This is a genomic window from Stutzerimonas nosocomialis (genome assembly GCF_005876855.1).
In the GTDB taxonomy this organism is placed as follows: domain Bacteria; phylum Pseudomonadota; class Gammaproteobacteria; order Pseudomonadales; family Pseudomonadaceae; genus Stutzerimonas; species Stutzerimonas nosocomialis.
On the sequence record NZ_QLAE01000002.1, the window covers coordinates 223089 to 241233 of the forward strand.

Here is an 18145-nt window from a genome sequence, read left to right on the forward strand (position 1 = left end):
TGCCATGCCGATACCAGGTGCATGGCACCTCCCTGCCGCCGAGCGCGGCGATCTCCCCCGCAAGCCCTCCGGTCTCATGACGATCCGAATTCACGCCTGACGCGCTGCGCCGAGGCCAACGCTTGCCCGATCTGCTGGGTGCGGGAGAGCGGACGTGCGCTGGCGACTGCGGCTGCACGCAAAAACGCATATCCGGGCCAGGATGAGGGGTTTCAGGGGGAGTGGTGAGGTCAGGGCGACCCGGATCAGCGTGCGCCGGAGGGCTTTGGGCGCGGACCGCCGCCACAGCCAGGCCTGGCTATCGCGGCGGTGCGGGTGTCAGTGATGCTTGCGGTTGGTGATCAGGGTGCCGACGCCGACGTCGGTGAAGATCTCCAGCAGCACCGCATTGGGCACCCGGCCGTCGATGATATGGGCGCTGTGGACGCCACCCTGGACGGCCTCGAGTGCGCAGCGGATCTTCGGCAGCATGCCGCCGTAGATGGTGCCGTCGGCGATCAGCGCGTCGACCTGGGCGGTGGTCAGGCCGGTGAGCACCTTGCCTTCCTTGTCCATCAGGCCGGCGATGTTGGTCAGCAGCATCAGCTTCTCGGCTTTCAGGGCCTCGGCCACCTTGCCTGCCACCAGGTCGGCGTTGATGTTGTAGGACTCGCCATCCTGGCCGACGCCGATGGGCGCGATGACCGGGATGAAGTTGCCGCGCACCAGCATGTCCAGCAGCTCGGTGTTGACCCCGGTGACTTCACCGACCTGGCCGATGTCGATGATCTCCGGCTTGGTCATCTCCGGGGTCTGGCGGCTGGCGTGCAGCTTCTTCGCGCGGATCAGCTGCGCATCCTTGCCGGTCAGGCCGATGGCGCTGCCGCCGTGCCCGTTGATCAGGTTGACGATGCTCTTGTTGACCTGCCCGCCGAGAACCATCTCGACCACGTCCATGGTCTGGCTGTCGGTCACCCGCATGCCGTCGATGAACTGGCTCTCGATGTTCAGACGCTTGAGCAGCTCGGCGATCTGCGGACCGCCGCCGTGAACCACCACCGGGTTGATGCCCACCGCCTTCATCAGCACGATGTCGCGGGCGAAGCCGGTCTTGAGCTCCTCGCTTTCCATCGCGTTGCCGCCGTACTTGATGACCAGCGTCTTGCCGACGAAGCGTCGGATGTAGGGCAGCGCCTCGGACAGTACCTGGGCGAATTGGGTGGCAGCTTCACGGCTGAGGGTCATGCAGGGCTCCGAATGTCAGAACGGCAGGGCAAGATCAGGCGCAACAGTATAGAGCTGGGCGCGGAAGACTTCCTGGATGCGCGCCAGTTCTTCCTCGGACTCGGCCTCGAAACGCAGCACCAGCACCGGCGTGGTGTTGGAGGCACGCACCAGGCCCCAGCCCTTCTGGTAATCCACCCGCACCCCGTCGAGGGTGGTCAGGTTCGCCTCGCCCCATTCGGCGTCGCGCTGCAGCGCCTCGATGATGGTGAACTTGCTCTCCTCGGTGACGGTGACGTTGATCTCCGGCGTCGAGATGTCGTTGGGGAAGGCGGCGAAGACGCTTTCGGCGTTGCGCTTGTCCTGGCTGAGGATTTCCAGCAGGCGGGCGGCACTGTAGATGCCGTCGTCGAAGCCGAACCAGCGCTCCTGGAAGAAGATGTGGCCGCTCATCTCGCCTGCGAGCAGGGCGCCGGATTCCTTCATCTTCTTCTTGATCAGCGAGTGGCCGGTCTTCCACATCACCGGGCGACCGCCATAGCCGCTGATCAGCGGGGTCAGGCGGCGGGTGCATTTGACGTCGAAGATGATGTCGGCGCCCGGGTTGCGCGAGACCACGTCCTTGGCGAAGAGCATCAGCAGGCGGTCCGGATAGACCACGGTGCCGGTGTTGGTCACCACGCCGACGCGGTCGCCGTCGCCGTCGAAGGCCAGGCCCAGGTCGGCGTCCTCGGCCTTCACGCGTGCGATCAGGTCCTGCAGGTTTTCCAGCTTGCCCGGGTCGGGGTGGTGGTTCGGGAAGTTGCCGTCGACGTCGCAGTACATCGGGATCACGGTGCAACCGAGCGCTTCGATCAGTTGCGGCGCGATCACGCCCGCCACGCCGTTGCCGCAGTCGACCACCACGCGCATCGGCTTGGCCAGGGCGATGTCGTCGCGGATCTGCTTGAAGTAGCGCTCCAGCACGTCGACCTGCTCGATCCTGCCGACGCCGCTGGCCAGGTCGTTGTTCTCGATGCGCTGGCGCAGCGCCTGGATCTGCTCGTTGGCCAGGGTGTCGCCGGCTATGACGATCTTGAAGCCGTTGTAGTCGGGTGGGTTGTGGCTGCCGGTGAGCATCACGCCGGATTTGCCGGCCAGGACGTTGGCGGCGTAATAGAGCACGGGGGTCGGCACCATGCCGATGTCGCTGACGGTACAGCCGCAATCGGCGATGCCCTGAATCAGCTGCTGCACCAGTTGTGGCCCGGACAGGCGCCCGTCACGGCCCACCGCCACGTTCGGTTCGCCCTTGGCCAGGCTTTCGGAGCCGATCGCGCGGCCGATCCAGTAGGCCGCTTCGGGCGTCAGGCTGTCGCCAACCACGCCGCGGATGTCGTAGGCGCGGAAGATACTTGCGGGCAATCGGGGGGCTTTGGCGCTGCTCATTGCGGATTCTCGCTCCATGGTGTCGAGGCCAAACAGGTCCTGGTCTTCATCGAGGATGTCGATGTCGAGAATATCGGTGTCCTGGTATAGCGGGTCGACGAACTCGGTGGGTTTGGCTTGCCGGGAGGCGGCCACCGGAGCGGGAGCGGGGCTGACAGGCGCAGCGCCGGCTGCCGGAGCCGGGGGGCGCCGTGGCATGCGGACCAGGCTCTTGGCCAGCGCGTCGAGCGCCGGCAGGCTCAAAGTCGGAGGTTTGATGGCCTTGCCGGCGGAGAGTTCCTGCACCATGCGACTCAACTGCAGGACATCCTGGCGCAGTCGCCGTTGTTGCGAACCGAGTACCAGTTGCAGGCCGAACAGGCTGCCGGCCAGTGCCAGCAGGGCGGCGAGGATCAGCACCACCGGCGAGACGGAGGGCTGCACCAGCCGGTTGCCGGGAGAGAAGCTGAGCTGCCAGTTCGGGTTGCCGCTGGGCAGGTTCTGGCGCAGGTCGTCGCGGCCCGGGGTGCCGAGCTGGGCGAGCAGCTGTGGCGGGGCGCTGCCGAACTGCTGCTGCAGGCGCAGTTGCCCGACCCCATCGGGCAGCGCCGGCAGCGCGGCCAGCAGGCGGTCGAACTCGAACACCAGCAGCAGGGTGCCGACCGCCGGCTGCTGCGGGTCGGGCCGAAGCGCGGCGACGCTGTAGAGCATCCAGCGGCTGCCGACCTTGTAGGCCTCGGGCGCCGGTGTCTGGCCGTTCTCGGCGCGTTGCAGCAGGTCCAGCGCCGCGAAGCTCACCGGTGCCACGCGCCCGGTGTTCTGGGTGGCGCGGCCGCGAAGGTTCAGGTAGGCATCGACGACCCCGCTCCGGTAGCCCAGGTTGCGCTCCGCGGTGCGGATGCGCTCGGGCTGCTCGCTGAGCAGCGCCTCGAGCAGACGCGGGTCGCTGGCGGCGGACTGGGTGTCGGCGGCGATCTGGTTCAGGGCCTGGTTGATCGCACCGGATTGGCCTTCCCCCCAGGCGCTGCGCAGTTCGCTCAGCTGCCGCTGCTCGCTGGCCTGCAGGCTGAACCAGAGCAGGGCGGCGGCGGCGGCCAGCCCGACGAGGCTGGAAACCAGGCCGGGCAGCATCGCCGCGAGGCCGGGGCCGGCGGGACGCGGGGTGGAGGTGGCATCGGCCGGATTCAACGTGCCGGGTTCCTTGGCGGTGCGCTTGAAGACTGTCATGTTTCCTGCCGACATCTCATCCTGAAAAGAAGGGTTCAGCGTGTGCCTGAATGGCCGAAGCCGCCCGCACCGCGGTCGCTGTCGTCGAAGCGTTCGACCAGTTCGAACTCGGCCTGCACGACCGGCACCAGCATCAGCTGCGCGATGCGCTCGCCGACGGCGATGTCGAACGGCTGGCTGCCGCGGTTCCAGCACGACACCATCAGCTCGCCCTGGTAGTCCGAGTCGATCAGGCCGACCAGGTTGCCCAGCACGATGCCGTGCTTGTGGCCCAGGCCCGAGCGCGGCAGCACCAGGGCGGCCAGGCCGGGGTCGGCGATGTGGATCGCCAGGCCCGTGGGGATCAACAGGGTCTGGCCGGGCTCGACCCGGCTGTCGGCGGGCAGCATGGCCCGCAGGTCCAGTCCGGCGGAGCCGGGCGTGGCGTAGTGCGGCAAGGGAAAGTCGCGGCCGAGGCGGGGGTCGAGGATCTTGGCTTGGAGCTTTTGCATGGAGGGTCAGGCCTGGTTGAATCGGTCGGCGATGAAGGCCACCAGCTGGCGCGCGATGTGCCCCTTGCTGGCCTGGCCAAAGCGGGTTTCCTGCTGGTTGCGGTCGATCACGCTCACGGCGTTTTCCTCGCTGTTGAAGCCGATGCTCGGATTGGCGACGTCGTTGGCGACGATCAGATCGAGGTTCTTGTCGCGCAGCTTGCGTGCGGCGTAGTCGAGCAGATTCTCGGTCTCGGCGGCGAAGCCGACGCTGAAGGGGCGATCCGCCCGGCCCGCAAGGGTGGCCAGAATGTCAGGGTTGCGCACCATCTGCAGCAGCAGACCATCGCCGCTGGCGGGGTCTTTTTTCAACTTGTGCGGTGCGACCACTTCCGGGCGGTAGTCGGCGACCGCGGCGGCGGCGATCAACAGGTCGCAGGGCATGGCGGCCTCGCAGGCGGCGAGCATGTCGCGGGCGCTGACCACATCGATGCGGTGGACCCGGTCGGGCGTGGGCAGGTGCACCGGGCCGCACACCAGGGTGACCCGCGCGCCGGCCTCGGCGGCGGCCTCGGCCAGGGCGAAGCCCATCTTCCCGGAGCTGTGGTTGGTGATGTAGCGCACCGGGTCGATGTTCTCCTGCGTCGGCCCGGCGGTGATCAGCACGTGGCGGCCGGTGAGCAGGTCCCGTTCGAAGCAGTCGGCCGCGGCGCGGGCCAGATCATCCGGCTCGAGCATCCGCCCGAGGCCGACATCGCCGCAGGCCTGAACGCCGGCGCCGGGGCCGAGCAGGCGGATGCCGCGCTCGACCAGCAGGGCGGCGTTGGCCTCGGTGGCCGGGTCGCGCCACATCGCCTGGTTCATGGCGGGGGCGAGGGCGACGGGGGCGTCGGTAGCCAGGACCAGGGTGGTCAGCAGGTCGTTGGCCACGCCCTGGGCCAGGCGTGCCATGAGGTCGGCGGTGGCGGGCGCGACCAGGATCAGGTCCGCCCAGCGTGCCAGCTCGATATGGCCCATCGCGGCTTCGGCGGCGGGATCGAGCAGGTCCAGATGAACCGGATGGCCGGACAGCGCCTGGAGGGTCAGGGGGGTGATGAACTCGCGCCCGCCGTGGGTCATGACGACACGGACTTCGGCGCCATGCTCGCGCAGACGGCGAACCAGTTCGGCGCTCTTGTAGGCGGCGATGCCGCCGCCGACGCCCAGGACGATGCGTTTACGATACAGCCGCTGCATAAGCCTGCCTTGTTGCCGGAGAGGGTGGGCGACGCAGACGGGTGCTGAAAATGGAGGCGGGCGAGAAGGGCGCGATCGGTCCGGCGCTGCGGCGGTTCGTGCTTCCCGGCGGTCCCTGGCACCTAGTGCCGGGCAACCGATGCTCTCGTTATTTTCAGCGACCTGCCGGGCGGCCGCTGTGCGAAAAAGAGCGCTAAGATAGCACAGCGCCCCTGATGGAACAGGGGCCGCGGCTCACAAGGAGATGACATGAGCATTCGTGACTGGCCGGCGGCCGAGCGACCCCGGGAAAAGCTCCTCGAACAGGGCGCAGCGGCCCTTTCGGATGCCGAACTGCTGGCGATCTTTCTGCGTACCGGCGTGGCCGGCAAGAGTGCGGTGGACCTGTCGCGCCACCTGCTGGCCGAATTCGGCGGCCTGCGCGCGCTGCTCGAATCGGACCTCGCGCGATTCGGCGCGCACCTGGGGCTGGGCCCTGCCAAATATGCCCAGTTGCAGGCGGTCCTGGAAATGGGCCGCCGTCACCTGGCCGAGCGCATGCGTCGCGACTCGGCGCTGGAGAGCCCGCAGGCGGTACGCGACTACCTCAAGGCGCGGCTGCGGCACGAGCCCCACGAGCTGTTCGCCTGCCTGTTTCTCGATTCGCGGCATCGCGTGCTGGCCTTCGAGGTGCTGTTCCACGGCACCATCGACGGCGCCAGCGTCTACCCGCGCCAGGTGGTCAAGCGCGCCCTGGCGCACAACGCGGCGGCGCTGATCCTGACCCACAACCACCCTTCCGGCGTAGCCGAACCGAGCCAGGCCGACCGCCAGCTGACCCGGCGCCTGACCGACGCCCTGGCGCTGGTGGACGTGCGGGTGCTCGACCATTTCATCGTCGGCGACGGGGAGCCGCTGTCGATGGCCGAACAGGGCTGGATGTAGCCCTCAGGCCAGCAGCGGGATCAGCATCAGCGGGCCGATCGCCATGAGCACGAAGCGGCCGTTCCAGTCGAAGGCGATGCGCCACGGCGACAGTTGCGCATAGCGCGCCAGCAGCAGCGCCGACGGCCCGTAGGGCGACAGCAGCATGGCCAGGGAGAATCCGGTCAGCAGCGCCACCGCCGGTTGCATCAGTGGCACGCCATGCTCGGCCAGCTGCGCCAGCAGGGCGGCGCACAGGCTCAGCGAGATGATCGGCGCGACGCCGAGCAGCGCCAGGGCGATGATCGCGAGCATGCCCAGCGAACCGATCATGAACAGCACCACCGGCGTGACGCTGAGCTGGCCGGCCAGCAGGTGCATGGGCACCAGTTCGGCGGTCAGCGCGCCGAGCAGCGCGGAGGCGGCGAAGATGAACGTCTCGTTGCGCATGCCGGCCAGCGTGTCGCTCACTTCCAGATAGACCGCGCCAGCCGCCTGCCCACGCCAGAGCAGCAGGCCGATGACTGCCAGGGGCACCAGCAGCATGGCCGCCTGGGTGGCCGAGAGCCAGGTCAGCGCCGCCAGCAGGGCGATCAGCCCGATGCCGATCAGGCTGCCGAACAGCAGGCCGGTCAGGCGTACCGGCGCTTCGGGCTCGCGGCTTTCGCCGCGCTCGCGGCGCAGCGACTGCAGGCGGCGATTTTCCACCGGCCAGCCGACCAGCAACAGCACCAGGGCACCCAGCAGGCCGAAAGGCAGCAGCACGCTCCAGCTCAGGCCGGGCAGCTCGCGGGTGAGAATCGCCACCGCCACGCTCGTCGGCGCCAGCAGCGGCACCAGGGCGAAACCGCGCAACGCCGTGACCATGACGCCGCGGCGTCCTTCGCGCTGCGGCTCGTCGCCCGCCCGGCGAGCGAGATGGGTGTCCAGCGAGCCGCAGATGAGGTTGAGCATGCCGAAGCTCAGGATCGAGCTGATCGCGAAGGTGCTCAGCAGATAGCCCGGATAGAGCAGGGCGCGGGGCCCCGACAGCAGCAGCCGATGCAGCTCGCCCAGCTGAGGCAGGCGTTTGACCAGGCAGTGCATCAGCCCCAATGCGCCGATGAAGGCCGCGTAGTAGGCCGCCGAACTCATCATCCGCTGTGCCTTCTGCCAGTCCGGCTCGCCCAGCAGCAGCCAGCCGCCGAGCACGACCAGGGTCACCAGGCCGAGCCGGCGCGGGTAGGGCATCAAGGAGCGCCAGTGATAGAGGAAGAACAGCCCCAGCACGCCGGCGCTGGCGACGCTCAGCGCCTCGATGTGGGTCACCAGGGCGAGCAGCTCGCAGGCCAGCGCCAGGGGGAGCAGGGCGATCATCGGCTCACGGCAGCTCGCTGCGCAGCGCACCGCGCTGGAACACGCCCTCGCCGAAGGCGATCAGCCGGTCCGCTTCATCCAGCAGGTCGCAGCTGGCCATGAACGTCTTGTGTCCGGCCGAACGGCAGCGGGCCACGGCGCGTACGCGGCTGCCGGCGGCGGCCGGCGCGCTGAAGTTCAGGCTCATCGAGAGGGTGATGGCCACCCGCCGTTCTTCGGGCCGCTCGGCCCAGGTGCCGCACAGGCCCATCGCCACGTCCATCAGCGTCGCGGTGACGCCGCCGTGCAGGTTGCTGGCGTTGTTCAGGTGGCGCGGCGCCAGGGTCAGGGCGACCACCGCGCGGTCGGGCGAATACTCGAGCAGTTCGCAGCCCAGATCCTGGAAGAAGCCGGTAACGGAGGCGCCGACCTGGTCGAGCGTGGCGTGGGAAGGGGGCGTGTCGTTCATGGGGCGATCACAGTGCTGGGCGCTTGCGTCGCAGACTGGCAGCCTTTAGGCTCCTGGTCAATATAACGAAATGTTGTTCTGCACTGCGAAATAACAAGAGCTCTGAGAAGGAGGTTCGCATGTTCAAGCGCATCGGCGTGATCGGCTCCGGCGCCATGGGGCGCGGTATCGCGCAATTGTTCGCCACGGCCGGCCAGCAGGTCCTGCTCTATGACCTTCGTGCCGAGGCCGTCGACCAGGCACTGGCGTTCAACCGCGAACTGCTCGAGCGCAACGTCGCCAAGGGGCGGATGACCGCCGAGGCGCTCGCCGCGACGCTCGAGCGCATGCAGCCGGCCCGAAGCCTGGCGGAGCTGGCCGGATGCGACCTGCTGATCGAGGCCATCGTCGAGAAGCTCGAGGCCAAGCAGCAGCTGTTCGTCGAACTCGAAGGGCTGATCGGCGACGACGCGGTGCTGGCGACCAACACCTCTTCGCTGTCGGTCACGCGGATCGCCGCCGCCTGCCGACGGCCCGAGCGCGTGGCCGGGTTCCATTTCTTCAATCCCGTGACGCTGATGAAGCTGGTCGAGGTGGTGCGCGGCGAGCGTACCGAGGCGGCTGTCATCGACCGGCTGGTGGCGCTGGCCGAACACGCCGGGCACTTTCCGGCGATCACCCCCGATACCCCCGGGTTTCTCGTCAACCATGCCGGCCGGGCCTACGGCACCGAGGCCCAGCGCATGCTCTCCGAAGGGATCGCCACGGCCGAGCAGATCGACCGCATCCTGCGCGACGGCCCCGGCTTCAAGATGGGCCCGTTCGAACTCTTCGACCTCACCGGCCTGGACATTTCCCACGCGGTGATGGAGTCGGTCCACGATCAGTTCTACCAGGACCCGCGCTACACGCCGTCCTACCTGGCGGCGCAACGCGTCGCCGCCGGGCTGCTAGGACGCAAGACCGGACAGGGCTACTACCGGTACGAGAATGGCCAGCAGCTGCGCAGCCCCGAGCCGGTGGCCGAGCCGGTGACGATCGACCGCCCGTTCTGGCTCGACAGCATCGAGCCGCAGGTGCGCGCGCAGTTCGCGGCGGTACTCGCTGGGGCCGGTGCGACCCTGGAGCAGGAGCAGGCGCCGTCCGATGCGGCGATCTGCCTGATCACGCCGCTCGGCGAAGACGCCAGCAACATGATCGAGCGTCTCGGCCTGCCGGCCAGGCGCACCCTCGCCTATGACCTGTTCTCGGATTTCGACAAGCGCCGCGTGCTGATGCGCCAGCCGGCGCTCGACCCGGCGCTCGAGGCCCAGGCTTGCCAGGCGCTGGGCGCCGATGGCGTGCCGGTGGAGGTGATCAACGATTCGCCCGGCTTCGTCAGCCAGCGGGTGGTCGCCAGCATCGTCAACCTCGGCTGCGAGATCGCGCAGAAGGGAATCGCCACGCCGCAGACGCTGGAGCGCGCCATTCAGCTCGCCCTCGGTTATCCGAAAGGTCCGCTGGGATTCGCCGAGCATTACCTGCCGGCGCGCATCCTGACGATTCTCGAGGGCATGCACGAGTGCTACCGCGAGCCCCGCTACCGGCCCAGCCCCTGGCTGCGCCGGCGGGTTCAGCTGGGGCTCTCCCTGAGCCAGCCGGATCGACCGGCAGGCTGAGCGGCGCGCTGCCGGCAGGCCCTGGCGCGGCTACCCGCGTGGTGCTCGCGCCGGCGGCCGGTCTCTTCTACAGTTGGATGAATCCGCGCCGATAACCCGTCGAGGTTGCCGGCGTGGCTGCGGCCAGGGAACACTGGGTTTCCGGGCGCGGCGGCGGTACGAGCGGTCTGTCGTGACACCCATAAGAAGAGGCCAGGATGCGCCCGACATTTCTCCGTTTTCCCAAGACCTGCCTGATCCACGCGGCGGCGTTGTTCGGCCTGTTGCTGTTCTATCAGGCGATGGCGGTGCCGACGGCGCTGCTGATCGTATCGGCCATGCTCCTGGCGCTCTGGCCATGGCTCGGACCCTGGCGGCGCGACGATGAGCCTCCCCTGCCGGCTGCCGAGGCCACGGCGGACTTCGAGGCGCTGAGCCAGAGCCTTTCGCGACAGACCTGCCACAACGCGCTGGCCGCCGCCCAGGTGGCGTTCAGCGTCGAGCAGCTGGCCAGCCGGCTGCAGTCGCAGCTCGGCGCGCTGGGTGAAATCGCCCGCGGCGCCCAGGCGATGACCGACACCGAGCAGCACAGCGCCGAGCGCGCGAGCCAGGCGCAGCAGGCGGCCGAGGCGGTCAGGCATGCCAGCGACGAAGGCCATCGGGGGCTGCAGCAGGCGGTCGAGCGCATGCGCCAGCTGAGCGCCCAGACCCAGGCCAGCCGCGAGCTGCTCGATGGGCTCGCCAGCCGCACCGAAGACATCCGCCGGATCACCGACGTCATCCAGTCGATCGCCAGCCAGACCAACCTGCTCGCCCTCAACGCCGCGATCGAGGCGGCGCGAGCGGGCGAGGCGGGCCGCGGCTTCGCGGTGGTCGCCGACGAGGTGCGCAGCCTCGCGGGGCGCACCGCCAGCGCCACCGAGGATGTCGGACGGATGATCGGCGACATCGGCGCGCAGAGCCAGGCGGTGGTCGTCCACATTCAGCAGCAGGCCGGCCAGCTGGACCAGGCGGCGGGGGAGGTGGCCGTCAGCGGCGACCAGCTGACCCGGATCGCGACGCTGGCCGGCGATGTCGAAGGCCAGGTGGCGGTCATCGCCTCGGGCACCGCCAGCAATCACCAGCGCCTGGCCGGGCTGTTCGTCGCCCTCGATCAGCTGCGCGCGGACGTGAACGGCAGCGAGGTGCAGACCCGCCAGGTCGGGGAGGCCGCCGAACGTCTGGTGGCCCAGGCCGAGACCGTCAGCGAGCAGCTGGCGCAGGTCCAGCTCGACGACTACCACCAGCGCATCTATGACCTGGCGCGCGAAGGCGCGGCGGCGATCGCCGCGCGCTTCGAAGCCGACCTGCAGGCCGGGCGCCTCGCGCTGGACGACCTGTTCGATCGCCGTTACGTCCCGCTGCCCGGTACCCAGCCGCAGAAGTACCAGACACGTTTCGATCGCTATGCCGACACGGTGTTGCCGGACATCCAGGAGCCGCTGCTCGCGCGCAACGATGCCCTGGTCTATGCCATCGCCACGACGCCGGAGGGTTACGTGCCCACCCATAACCGGGCGTTCAACCATCCACCGGTGGGCGATCCGGCCATCGACATCGTCAGGAGCCGTGGCAAGCGGCTGTTCGACGACCGCACCGGAAGCCGCTGCGGCAGCCATCGGCGCGAGCTGCTGTTGCAGACCTACAGCCGCGACACCGGCGAGCTGATGCACGACCTCTCGGTGCCGATCATGGTGCGCGGGCGGCACTGGGGCGGCCTGCGGCTGGGGTATCGGCCTGAACCGGAAACGGCGTCGCGCTGAGGCGCGCGCCAATAATGACCTGTGGGGAATGACGCTTGATGAAGACGCTTATCGATCACCTGGCCGGTTACGCGGCCTATCACCGTGACCCGCGCAACCTGGTCACCCATTTCATCGGCATTCCGATGATCGTGTTCGCCGTGGCGGTGCTGCTGTCCCGGCCGGGTCTGTCGCTGGGCGGGTTATGGGTGAGTCCAGCAATGCTGGCGGCCGGTTTGGCGGCCGTGTTCTACCTGCGGCTGGATGTGCGCTACGGGCTGGTCATGTCCGGGTTGCTGGCGCTGTGCCTGTGGGGCGGAGCCTTGCTGGCCGTCGGGGCGACGGCGTCCTGGCTGGCCGTCGGGGTCGGCCTGTTCGCGCTCGGCTGGGTGATCCAGTTCATCGGACATCATTACGAGGGACGCAAGCCGGCCTTTCTCGACGACCTGCGCGGGCTGATCGTCGGCCCCCTGTTCGTGGTCGCCGAAGCGGGATTCCTGATCGGGCTGCGCGACGAGGTGAGGTTCGCGATCGAGGCCCGCAGCGGCGGGCTCAGGCGGCGCCCGGTCCAGGCCTGAGCCGCGTTACCGATCACCGGGCGGTGGCCATCCACTGGTCGCTCAGCCCACGGGTGTGGCGATCGACCATGATCGGCGCGAAGGGTCGCCCTGAAGCGCTGGTGAACCCGTTGCTGCCGCTGTTCATGTCCGCCAGGGCCGATCTGAGGAAGTCCCAGCGCCCCTTGAGCTTGGCGACCAGCGGATCGCCGGCGGTTTCGAGCTGGCCCATCTGCGCATCGATGGCCGGGATCAGTTTGCGCTCGTCCTGCCCCAGGTAGGTGTCGGGCTGCTCGCGGGCGGTCTCGAACGAGCCGATGTAGGCGCGGCTCAGGTACTGCACAGCCAGGTACTCGACCTTGGCCGGCAGTTCGGCGCGCCTGTCGCTGCCCTGCTGCTCGCGGGCAGTGCTGAGGAAGTCGCGCAGCGACTTGGCCAGCTTCGCTGTCCAGCCCCAGGGCACGTCGTCTTCCTCACGCCCGAAGGCGGCGCCTTCGCGCAGCAGTTCGACGAGTTCACGGTGTTTCAGGCGCAGGTCCGGCCTGGCGGTCGCGAGGCTCTGCACGGCGGCGTCGAGCTGGCCGATGTCCTGTTCCATGCGGGCAAGGTGGGCCTGCTGGAAGCCTTCGCCGCGGTACAGCAAGAAGCTGCTGGTGGCCCGGTTGGCGTGGATCTGCATGTTTTCGAGGGGGGAAGCGTGCGCGGATGCGAGCAGGCTGGAAACGCAACCGGCAACCGCGATGATCATCCCTAACCACAAGGGTCGTGCCATGGAGGTGCTCCTTTTTTATTTTTGTCGAGCGGCGCTGCAGGTCTGCAGTCAGACGTAGCCTACCCATCGACGAGCGCACCGCCATTGCACCAAAGAGTGATTTGCCCCGATTGCGCCGTTCATCCCTGAACCTTCGTGCGGCGTGGTTGTCGGCGCGCTCAGAGCATCCGTTCCAGGCCGATGACCCGCGCGATCCAGGCGTTGAAGCGCCGCCAGGCCCCGCCCGGCTCCTTGTCCAGCACGTACGACTGGCCGTCGTCCTCGGCGAGCCAGACCAGTTGCTGCTGGCCGTCGCGCTCCTGCAGGCGCACCTCGTAGCTGATCGAGGGGGCCATGCCCTCCAGCGTCAGCTCGTGCACCTGGCGGGCGAGGTCGGGGCTTTCGACGAGGATGCCGACTTCGGTATTCCACAGCACCGACCGCGGGTCGAAGTTCAGCGAGCCGATGAACACCCGCTGCTGATCGAAGACCGCCGCCTTGCTGTGCAGGCTGGATTCGGACGAGCCGCTGAGGTTGTAGGAGGTTTCCTCTTCCGGTTGCCGGCGCATTTCGTACAGCTGGACGCCCATCTCCAGCAGCTGCGGGCGATAGGGCGCGTAGCCGCCGTGGACGATGGGCACGTCAGTGGCTTCCAGCGAATTGGTCAGCAGGCGGATGGTGATGCCCGCCTCGGCCTTGCGCGCGAAGTATTCGACGCCGGTCTGGGTGGGAACGAAATAGGCCGACACCAGCGTCAGCTCGTGCTCGACATCGCGCAGGGTCGGTTCGAGCCGTGTGGTCAGCAGCAGCTCGGGGTCGGGCAGGCCGGTCGCGCCGATCTTGTCGGGGTGGTCCCACAGCGCCTGGCCGGGCGCCCAGGTCAGCTCCTGCAGCCAGTGTTCGAACTGCGGCTGCTGCAGGTCGGTCATCAGGTGCTGCCAGCGCTCGGAGTTCTCCAGCCGCGCCTGTTCCAGGTAGTCGGCGACCTGCTGGCGCGCCTCGGCCAGGCTACGTTCGGTCGGGGGGCGCCACAGGAAGCGCTGGATCGGGATGCTCAGCTCGTGATTCCAGTACTCGTCGAAGCTCCTGGCCAGCTCGGTGGCCACCGGGCCGACGCCGAGCAGGTCGATGTCGGTGAAGTTGAATCCCTGGTCGACCTCGAAATATTCGTCGCCCAGGTTGCGTCCGCCGACGATCGCCAGGCTGCTGTCGACCACCACCACCTTGTTGTGCATCCGCCGGTGCTGGCGGGACAGCAGCATCAGGCGCCCCAGCGAGCGGGTGACGAAGGTGCTGCGCCCCACGTGGAGCGGGTTGAATACGCGCGCCTGGATGTTGGGGTGGGCGGCCAGCCGCGCGATCTGGTAGTCGTTGCCGTCGCTGGTGGTGTCGTCGAGCAGCAGGCGCACCCGCACGCCGCGATCGGCCGCCTGCAGCAATTCCTTGACCAGCGCGCGCGTGCTCAGGCCGTCGTGGACGATGTAGTACTGCACGTCCAGGGTCGCCTGCGCCGAGCGGAACATCTTGATGCGGGCGGCGAAGGCCTCGGTGCTCGAATGGAGCAGGCGAAAGCCCGAGTAGCCCGGCGGGTGCTGCTCGGCCATCTCCAGGATACGGCGGCCCAGCGGGGTGCTGTCCGGGGGGAACGAATGGGAGGGGATAGGCGCGACCTGGGCACAGCCAGCCAGCAACAGCACCGCCAGTATCAGCACTCGCACGCATCGCTCCTGTTGTCGTTCTGATTCCTTGGATGCTTGGACGCCGGCGGCGTGCGGTAATTCAGAAACGGTCCTTGAGCCGATACCAGAGCATGCCCAGCGCGAGCAGCGGCGAGCGCAGGTGGCGGCCGCCGGGGAAGCTGGGATGCCTGATGCCGGCGAACAGGTCGAAGCCGGTGCTCTGTTCGCCGCAGATCGCCTCGGCGAGCAGCCGTCCGGCCAGGTGCGTTGCGTTCAGTCCGTGTCCCGAATAGGCCTGGGCGTAATAGACGTTCGGATGGTCAGGCAGGCGGCCGATCTGCGGCAGGCGGTTGGCGCCGATACCGATCATGCCGCCCCACTGGTAGCTGATGCCGATGCCGACCAGCTGGGGGAAGACCTGCAGCATCTTCGGCTGCATGTAGGCGGCGATGTCCTTGGGGTCGCGGCCGGAGTAGTGGCAGGCGCCGCCGAACAGCAGACGGCCGTCGGCCGAGAGGCGGAAGTAGTCGAGCGCCACTCGCTGGTCGCACACCGCCATGTTCTGGGGCAGCAGCTCGCGGCACAGGGCCTCGGGCATGCGCTCGGTGGCGATGATGTAGCTGCCGGCGGGCAGCACCTTGCTGGCGAGCTGCGGTTGCAGGTCGCCCAGATAGGCGTTGCAGGCGAGCACCAGGGTATCGGCGCGCACCACGCCCTGCTCGGTATGCACGGCCACCTCTGCGCCATGGTCGATGCGGGTGACGGCCGAGTTCTCGAACAGGCGCACGCCGAGCGACTGCGCCGCGGCGGCCTCGCCCAGCGCCAGGTTCAGCGGATGCAGGTGGCCCGATCCCATGTCCACCAGGCCGCCCAGGTAGCGCTGCGAGCCGATGATGTTGGTGAGGTTGATCTTCGAGACCCGCTGCACCGGGTGCGGATAGCTCAGGCGCATCAGGTCGGCGTATTCCTCCTCGAAGGCCTTCAGGTGGCGCGGTTTGGTCGCCAGGTCGCAATAGCCCCAGGTCAGGTCGCAGTCGATGGCATAGCGTTCGATGCGCCGGCGGACGATGTCCACCGCCTCGATGCCCATCTGCTTGAGGGCGACCACGCCCTCTGTGCCGATCGAGCGCTCGAACCGCTCGACGTCATGCCCCACGCCCCGGATCAGCTGCCCGCCGTTGCGGCCGCTGGCGCCCCAGCCGATGCGGCGCGCCTCCAGCAGGATCACGCTGCGGCCGCGTTCGGCCAGTTCGATGGCGGTATTGAGGCCGCTGAAGCCGCCGCCGACGATGCAGACGTCGGCGCGCTGCTCGCCCGTGAGGCTGGGCAGTTCGAGTTGGCGGTTGGTGCTGGCGGCGTAGTAGGAATTGGCGTGGGTGGCGGACTGCGGTGACGTCGGGCTCATTTCATACCTTGAAACATTTTTTCTTTCCAGCATAGGGCCGGCGTTCATACAACGCAAAGCGTGAAGGCATCGGGCGAGCCGTTCCTGGCCTTGCTCCTGTCCTGCTTCGGCGCCGATCGGCGGCCGGGGTTCACTGCTCGGGTACCGGAAGGTCGAGGGACTCCTTCACTTCCTCCATGACGATGTAGCTTTTCGACTCCCTGACATGGGGCAGCTTGAGCAGGATGTCGCCGAGCAGTTTGCGGTAGGACGCCATCTCCGAAATGCGTGCCTTGACTAGGTAGTCGAAGTCTCCCGAAACCAGGTGGCATTCCAGCACATGGGGCAGCTTGAGCACGGCCCGGCGGAATTCCTCGAAGATGTCGCCGGACTTGTAGGCCAGGCTGATCTCGACGAACACCAGCAGGCCTGCCTGCAGGAACTGCGGATTTAGCCTGGCGCTGTAGCCCATGATGATGCCCTCGCGCTCCAGGCGGCGGACCCGCTCGGTGCAGGGCGTGGTCGACAGCCCGACGCGCTCGCCGAGCTCGGTGAAGGGCAAGCGTCCCTCGGCTTGCAACAGGCGCAGGATCTGCCGGTCTATCTTGTCGAGTTCCCGGCGGCTTTGATGACGGGTTCGCATGGTGGATATGCCTCCAAAAGTCGGCTTTCTGGCGAGATTTATCGCCAAATATAGCCACTTATATAGGCAAAAACACTGATTGGCCTTTTCTATACTGCGCTCAATAGTGCATACGGAAAGCTCGTTCGGCGGGCTGGGAGGCGGCAATGCGAGTTCTGGTACTTGGCAGCGGCGTGATCGGCACCACCAGTGCCTACTACCTCGCGCGCGCCGGTTTCGAGGTGACGGTGGTCGACCGCCAGCCGGCGGTCGCGCAGGAGACCAGCTTCGCCAACGCAGGCCAGGTCTCGCCGGGCTATGCCTCGCCCTGGGCCGCGCCGGGCGTGCCGCTCAAGGCGATCAAGTGGCTGCTGCAGCGCCATGCCCCGCTGGCGATCAAGCTCACCGGCGACGTGCAGCAGTACCTGTGGATGGCTCAGATGCTGCGCAACTGCACCGCGGCCCGCTACGCGGTGAACAAGGAGCGCATGGTGCGCCTGTCCGAATACAGCCGCGATTGCCTGGACGAGCTGCGCGCCGAGACGGGCATCGACTACGAGGGCCGCCAGCTGGGCACCACCCAGCTCTTTCGCACCCAGGCGCAACTCGACAGCGCGGCCAAGGACATTGCGGTGCTGGAGCGCTCCGGAGTGCCCTACGAACTGCTCGACCGCGCCGGCATCGCCCTCGCTGAGCCGGCGCTGGCCAAGGTGGCGCACACGCTCACCGGCGCCCTGCGCCTACCCAATGACCAGACCGGCGATTGCCAGCTGTTCACCACGCGGCTGGCGGACATGGCGCGCCAGCTGGGCGTCGAGTTCCGCTTCGGGCAGAACGTCCAGCGGCTGGACGTTTCCGGCGACCGCATCAATGGCGTCTGGATCGACGGCAGGCTGGAAACCGCCGACCGCTACGTGCTGGCGCTGGGCAGCTACAGCCCGGCCCTGCTCGCGCCGCTGGGCATCCGCGCGCCGGTCTACCCGCTCAAGGGCTATTCGCTGACGGTGCCGATCGGCAACCCGGCGATGGCACCGATGTCCACGGTGCTGGACGAGACCTACAAGGTGGCGATCACCCGCTTCGACCAGCGCATCCGCGTCGGCGGGATGGCCGAGATCGCGGGCTACGACCTGTCGCTCGACCCGCGCCGCCGCGAGACCCTGGAAATGGTGGTCGGCGACCTGTTCCCCGAAGGCGGGGATGCCCGTCAGGCGGACTTCTGGACTGGCCTGCGTCCGGCCACGCCGGATGGCACCCCCATCGTCGGTGCCACCGCCTACCGCAACCTGTTCCTCAATACCGGCCATGGTACGCTCGGCTGGACCATGGCCTGCGGCTCCGGTCGGTTGCTGGCGGATCTGATCGCCCGGCGCCGTCCGCAGATCAGCACCGAAGGCCTGGATATCTCCCGTTACGGTCAGCACAAGGACATTCGCAAACATGCCCATCCAGCGCCTGCACACCAATAACCGCATGAGTCAGATCGTCATCAACCGCGGCACGGT

15 protein-coding genes are annotated in these 18145 nt (G+C 68.1%); 5 read left to right on the top strand and 10 right to left on the bottom strand.

What is annotated here, in order from left to right; all coding sequences use genetic code 11:
• Window positions 1-318: 318 nt before the first annotated feature.
• The 4 genes from argB to coaBC form a co-directional block, all read right to left on the bottom strand.
• Window positions 319-1224, bottom strand: a complete 906-nt coding sequence (gene argB, locus DN824_RS02115; protein WP_138406740.1) for an acetylglutamate kinase — start codon at window positions 1222-1224, stop codon at window positions 319-321.
• 15 nt (window positions 1225-1239) lie between these two features.
• Window positions 1240-2631, bottom strand: a complete 1392-nt coding sequence (gene algC / locus DN824_RS22635) for a phosphomannomutase/phosphoglucomutase (RefSeq protein WP_206666157.1) — start codon at window positions 2629-2631, stop codon at window positions 1240-1242.
• 1241 nt (window positions 2632-3872) lie between these two features.
• Window positions 3873-4328, bottom strand: a complete 456-nt coding sequence (dut, locus tag DN824_RS02125; RefSeq protein ID WP_138406742.1) for a dUTP diphosphatase — start codon at window positions 4326-4328, stop codon at window positions 3873-3875.
• A gap of 6 nt (window positions 4329-4334) precedes the next feature.
• Window positions 4335-5543: a bifunctional phosphopantothenoylcysteine decarboxylase/phosphopantothenate--cysteine ligase CoaBC gene (gene coaBC / locus DN824_RS02130; protein WP_138406743.1), complete on the bottom strand. Its 1209-nt coding sequence runs from the start codon at window positions 5541-5543 to the stop codon at window positions 4335-4337.
• A gap of 249 nt (window positions 5544-5792) precedes the next feature.
• Between coaBC and radC the strand changes: the two genes are divergently transcribed.
• A complete protein-coding gene (gene radC / locus DN824_RS02135) occupies window positions 5793-6467 on the top strand; it encodes a RadC family protein (RefSeq protein ID WP_138406744.1) in 675 nt (224 codons plus the stop codon).
• 3 nt (window positions 6468-6470) lie between these two features.
• Here the strand turns inward: radC and DN824_RS02140 are convergent, their stop codons facing one another.
• Window positions 6471-7802: a hypothetical protein gene (locus tag DN824_RS02140; protein ID WP_138406745.1), complete on the bottom strand. Its 1332-nt coding sequence runs from the start codon at window positions 7800-7802 to the stop codon at window positions 6471-6473.
• Between the two features lie 4 nt (window positions 7803-7806).
• Entirely contained in the window at window positions 7807-8250 is a 444-nt protein-coding gene (locus tag DN824_RS02145; RefSeq protein ID WP_138406746.1) for a PaaI family thioesterase, read from the bottom strand.
• Between the two features lie 119 nt (window positions 8251-8369).
• Between DN824_RS02145 and DN824_RS02150 the strand changes: the two genes are divergently transcribed.
• The 3 genes from DN824_RS02150 to DN824_RS02160 all read left to right on the top strand — a co-directional run bounded on the left by DN824_RS02150 (window position 8370) and on the right by DN824_RS02160 (window position 12225).
• On the top strand, window positions 8370-9887 hold the full coding sequence (locus DN824_RS02150) for a 3-hydroxyacyl-CoA dehydrogenase (protein ID WP_138406747.1): 1518 nt from the start codon (window positions 8370-8372) through the stop codon (window positions 9885-9887).
• A gap of 197 nt (window positions 9888-10084) precedes the next feature.
• Window positions 10085-11668 (top strand): methyl-accepting chemotaxis protein, encoded by a 1584-nt coding sequence (locus DN824_RS02155; RefSeq protein WP_138406748.1) that lies wholly within the window; start codon window positions 10085-10087, stop codon window positions 11666-11668.
• A 38-nt stretch (window positions 11669-11706) separates the two neighbouring features.
• A complete protein-coding gene (locus DN824_RS02160; protein WP_138406749.1) occupies window positions 11707-12225 on the top strand; it encodes an Mpo1 family 2-hydroxy fatty acid dioxygenase in 519 nt (172 codons plus the stop codon).
• Window positions 12226-12238: 13 nt separating this feature from the next.
• Here DN824_RS02160 and DN824_RS02165 read toward each other — a convergent pair whose 3' ends face one another.
• From DN824_RS02165 to DN824_RS02180, 4 genes are all read right to left on the bottom strand, one after another.
• Complete coding sequence (locus tag DN824_RS02165) at window positions 12239-12976, bottom strand: hypothetical protein (RefSeq protein ID WP_138406750.1); 738 nt, start codon at window positions 12974-12976, stop codon at window positions 12239-12241.
• 158 nt (window positions 12977-13134) lie between these two features.
• Entirely contained in the window at window positions 13135-14673 is a 1539-nt protein-coding gene (locus DN824_RS02170) for a phospholipase D family protein (RefSeq protein WP_138406751.1), read from the bottom strand.
• A gap of 61 nt (window positions 14674-14734) precedes the next feature.
• Window positions 14735-16039: an NAD(P)/FAD-dependent oxidoreductase gene (locus tag DN824_RS02175; protein ID WP_138406752.1), complete on the bottom strand. Its 1305-nt coding sequence runs from the start codon at window positions 16037-16039 to the stop codon at window positions 14735-14737.
• A 130-nt stretch (window positions 16040-16169) separates the two neighbouring features.
• Window positions 16170-16661 (bottom strand): Lrp/AsnC ligand binding domain-containing protein, encoded by a 492-nt coding sequence (locus DN824_RS02180; protein WP_138406753.1) that lies wholly within the window; start codon window positions 16659-16661, stop codon window positions 16170-16172.
• A 146-nt stretch (window positions 16662-16807) separates the two neighbouring features.
• On the opposite strand from DN824_RS02180, the gene dadA reads away from it, so the two are divergent.
• Window positions 16808-18109, top strand: coding sequence for a D-amino acid dehydrogenase (gene dadA / locus DN824_RS02185; protein ID WP_138406754.1), 1302 nt, complete (start codon window positions 16808-16810; stop codon window positions 18107-18109).
• The last annotated feature ends 36 nt before the right edge of the window (window positions 18110-18145 follow it).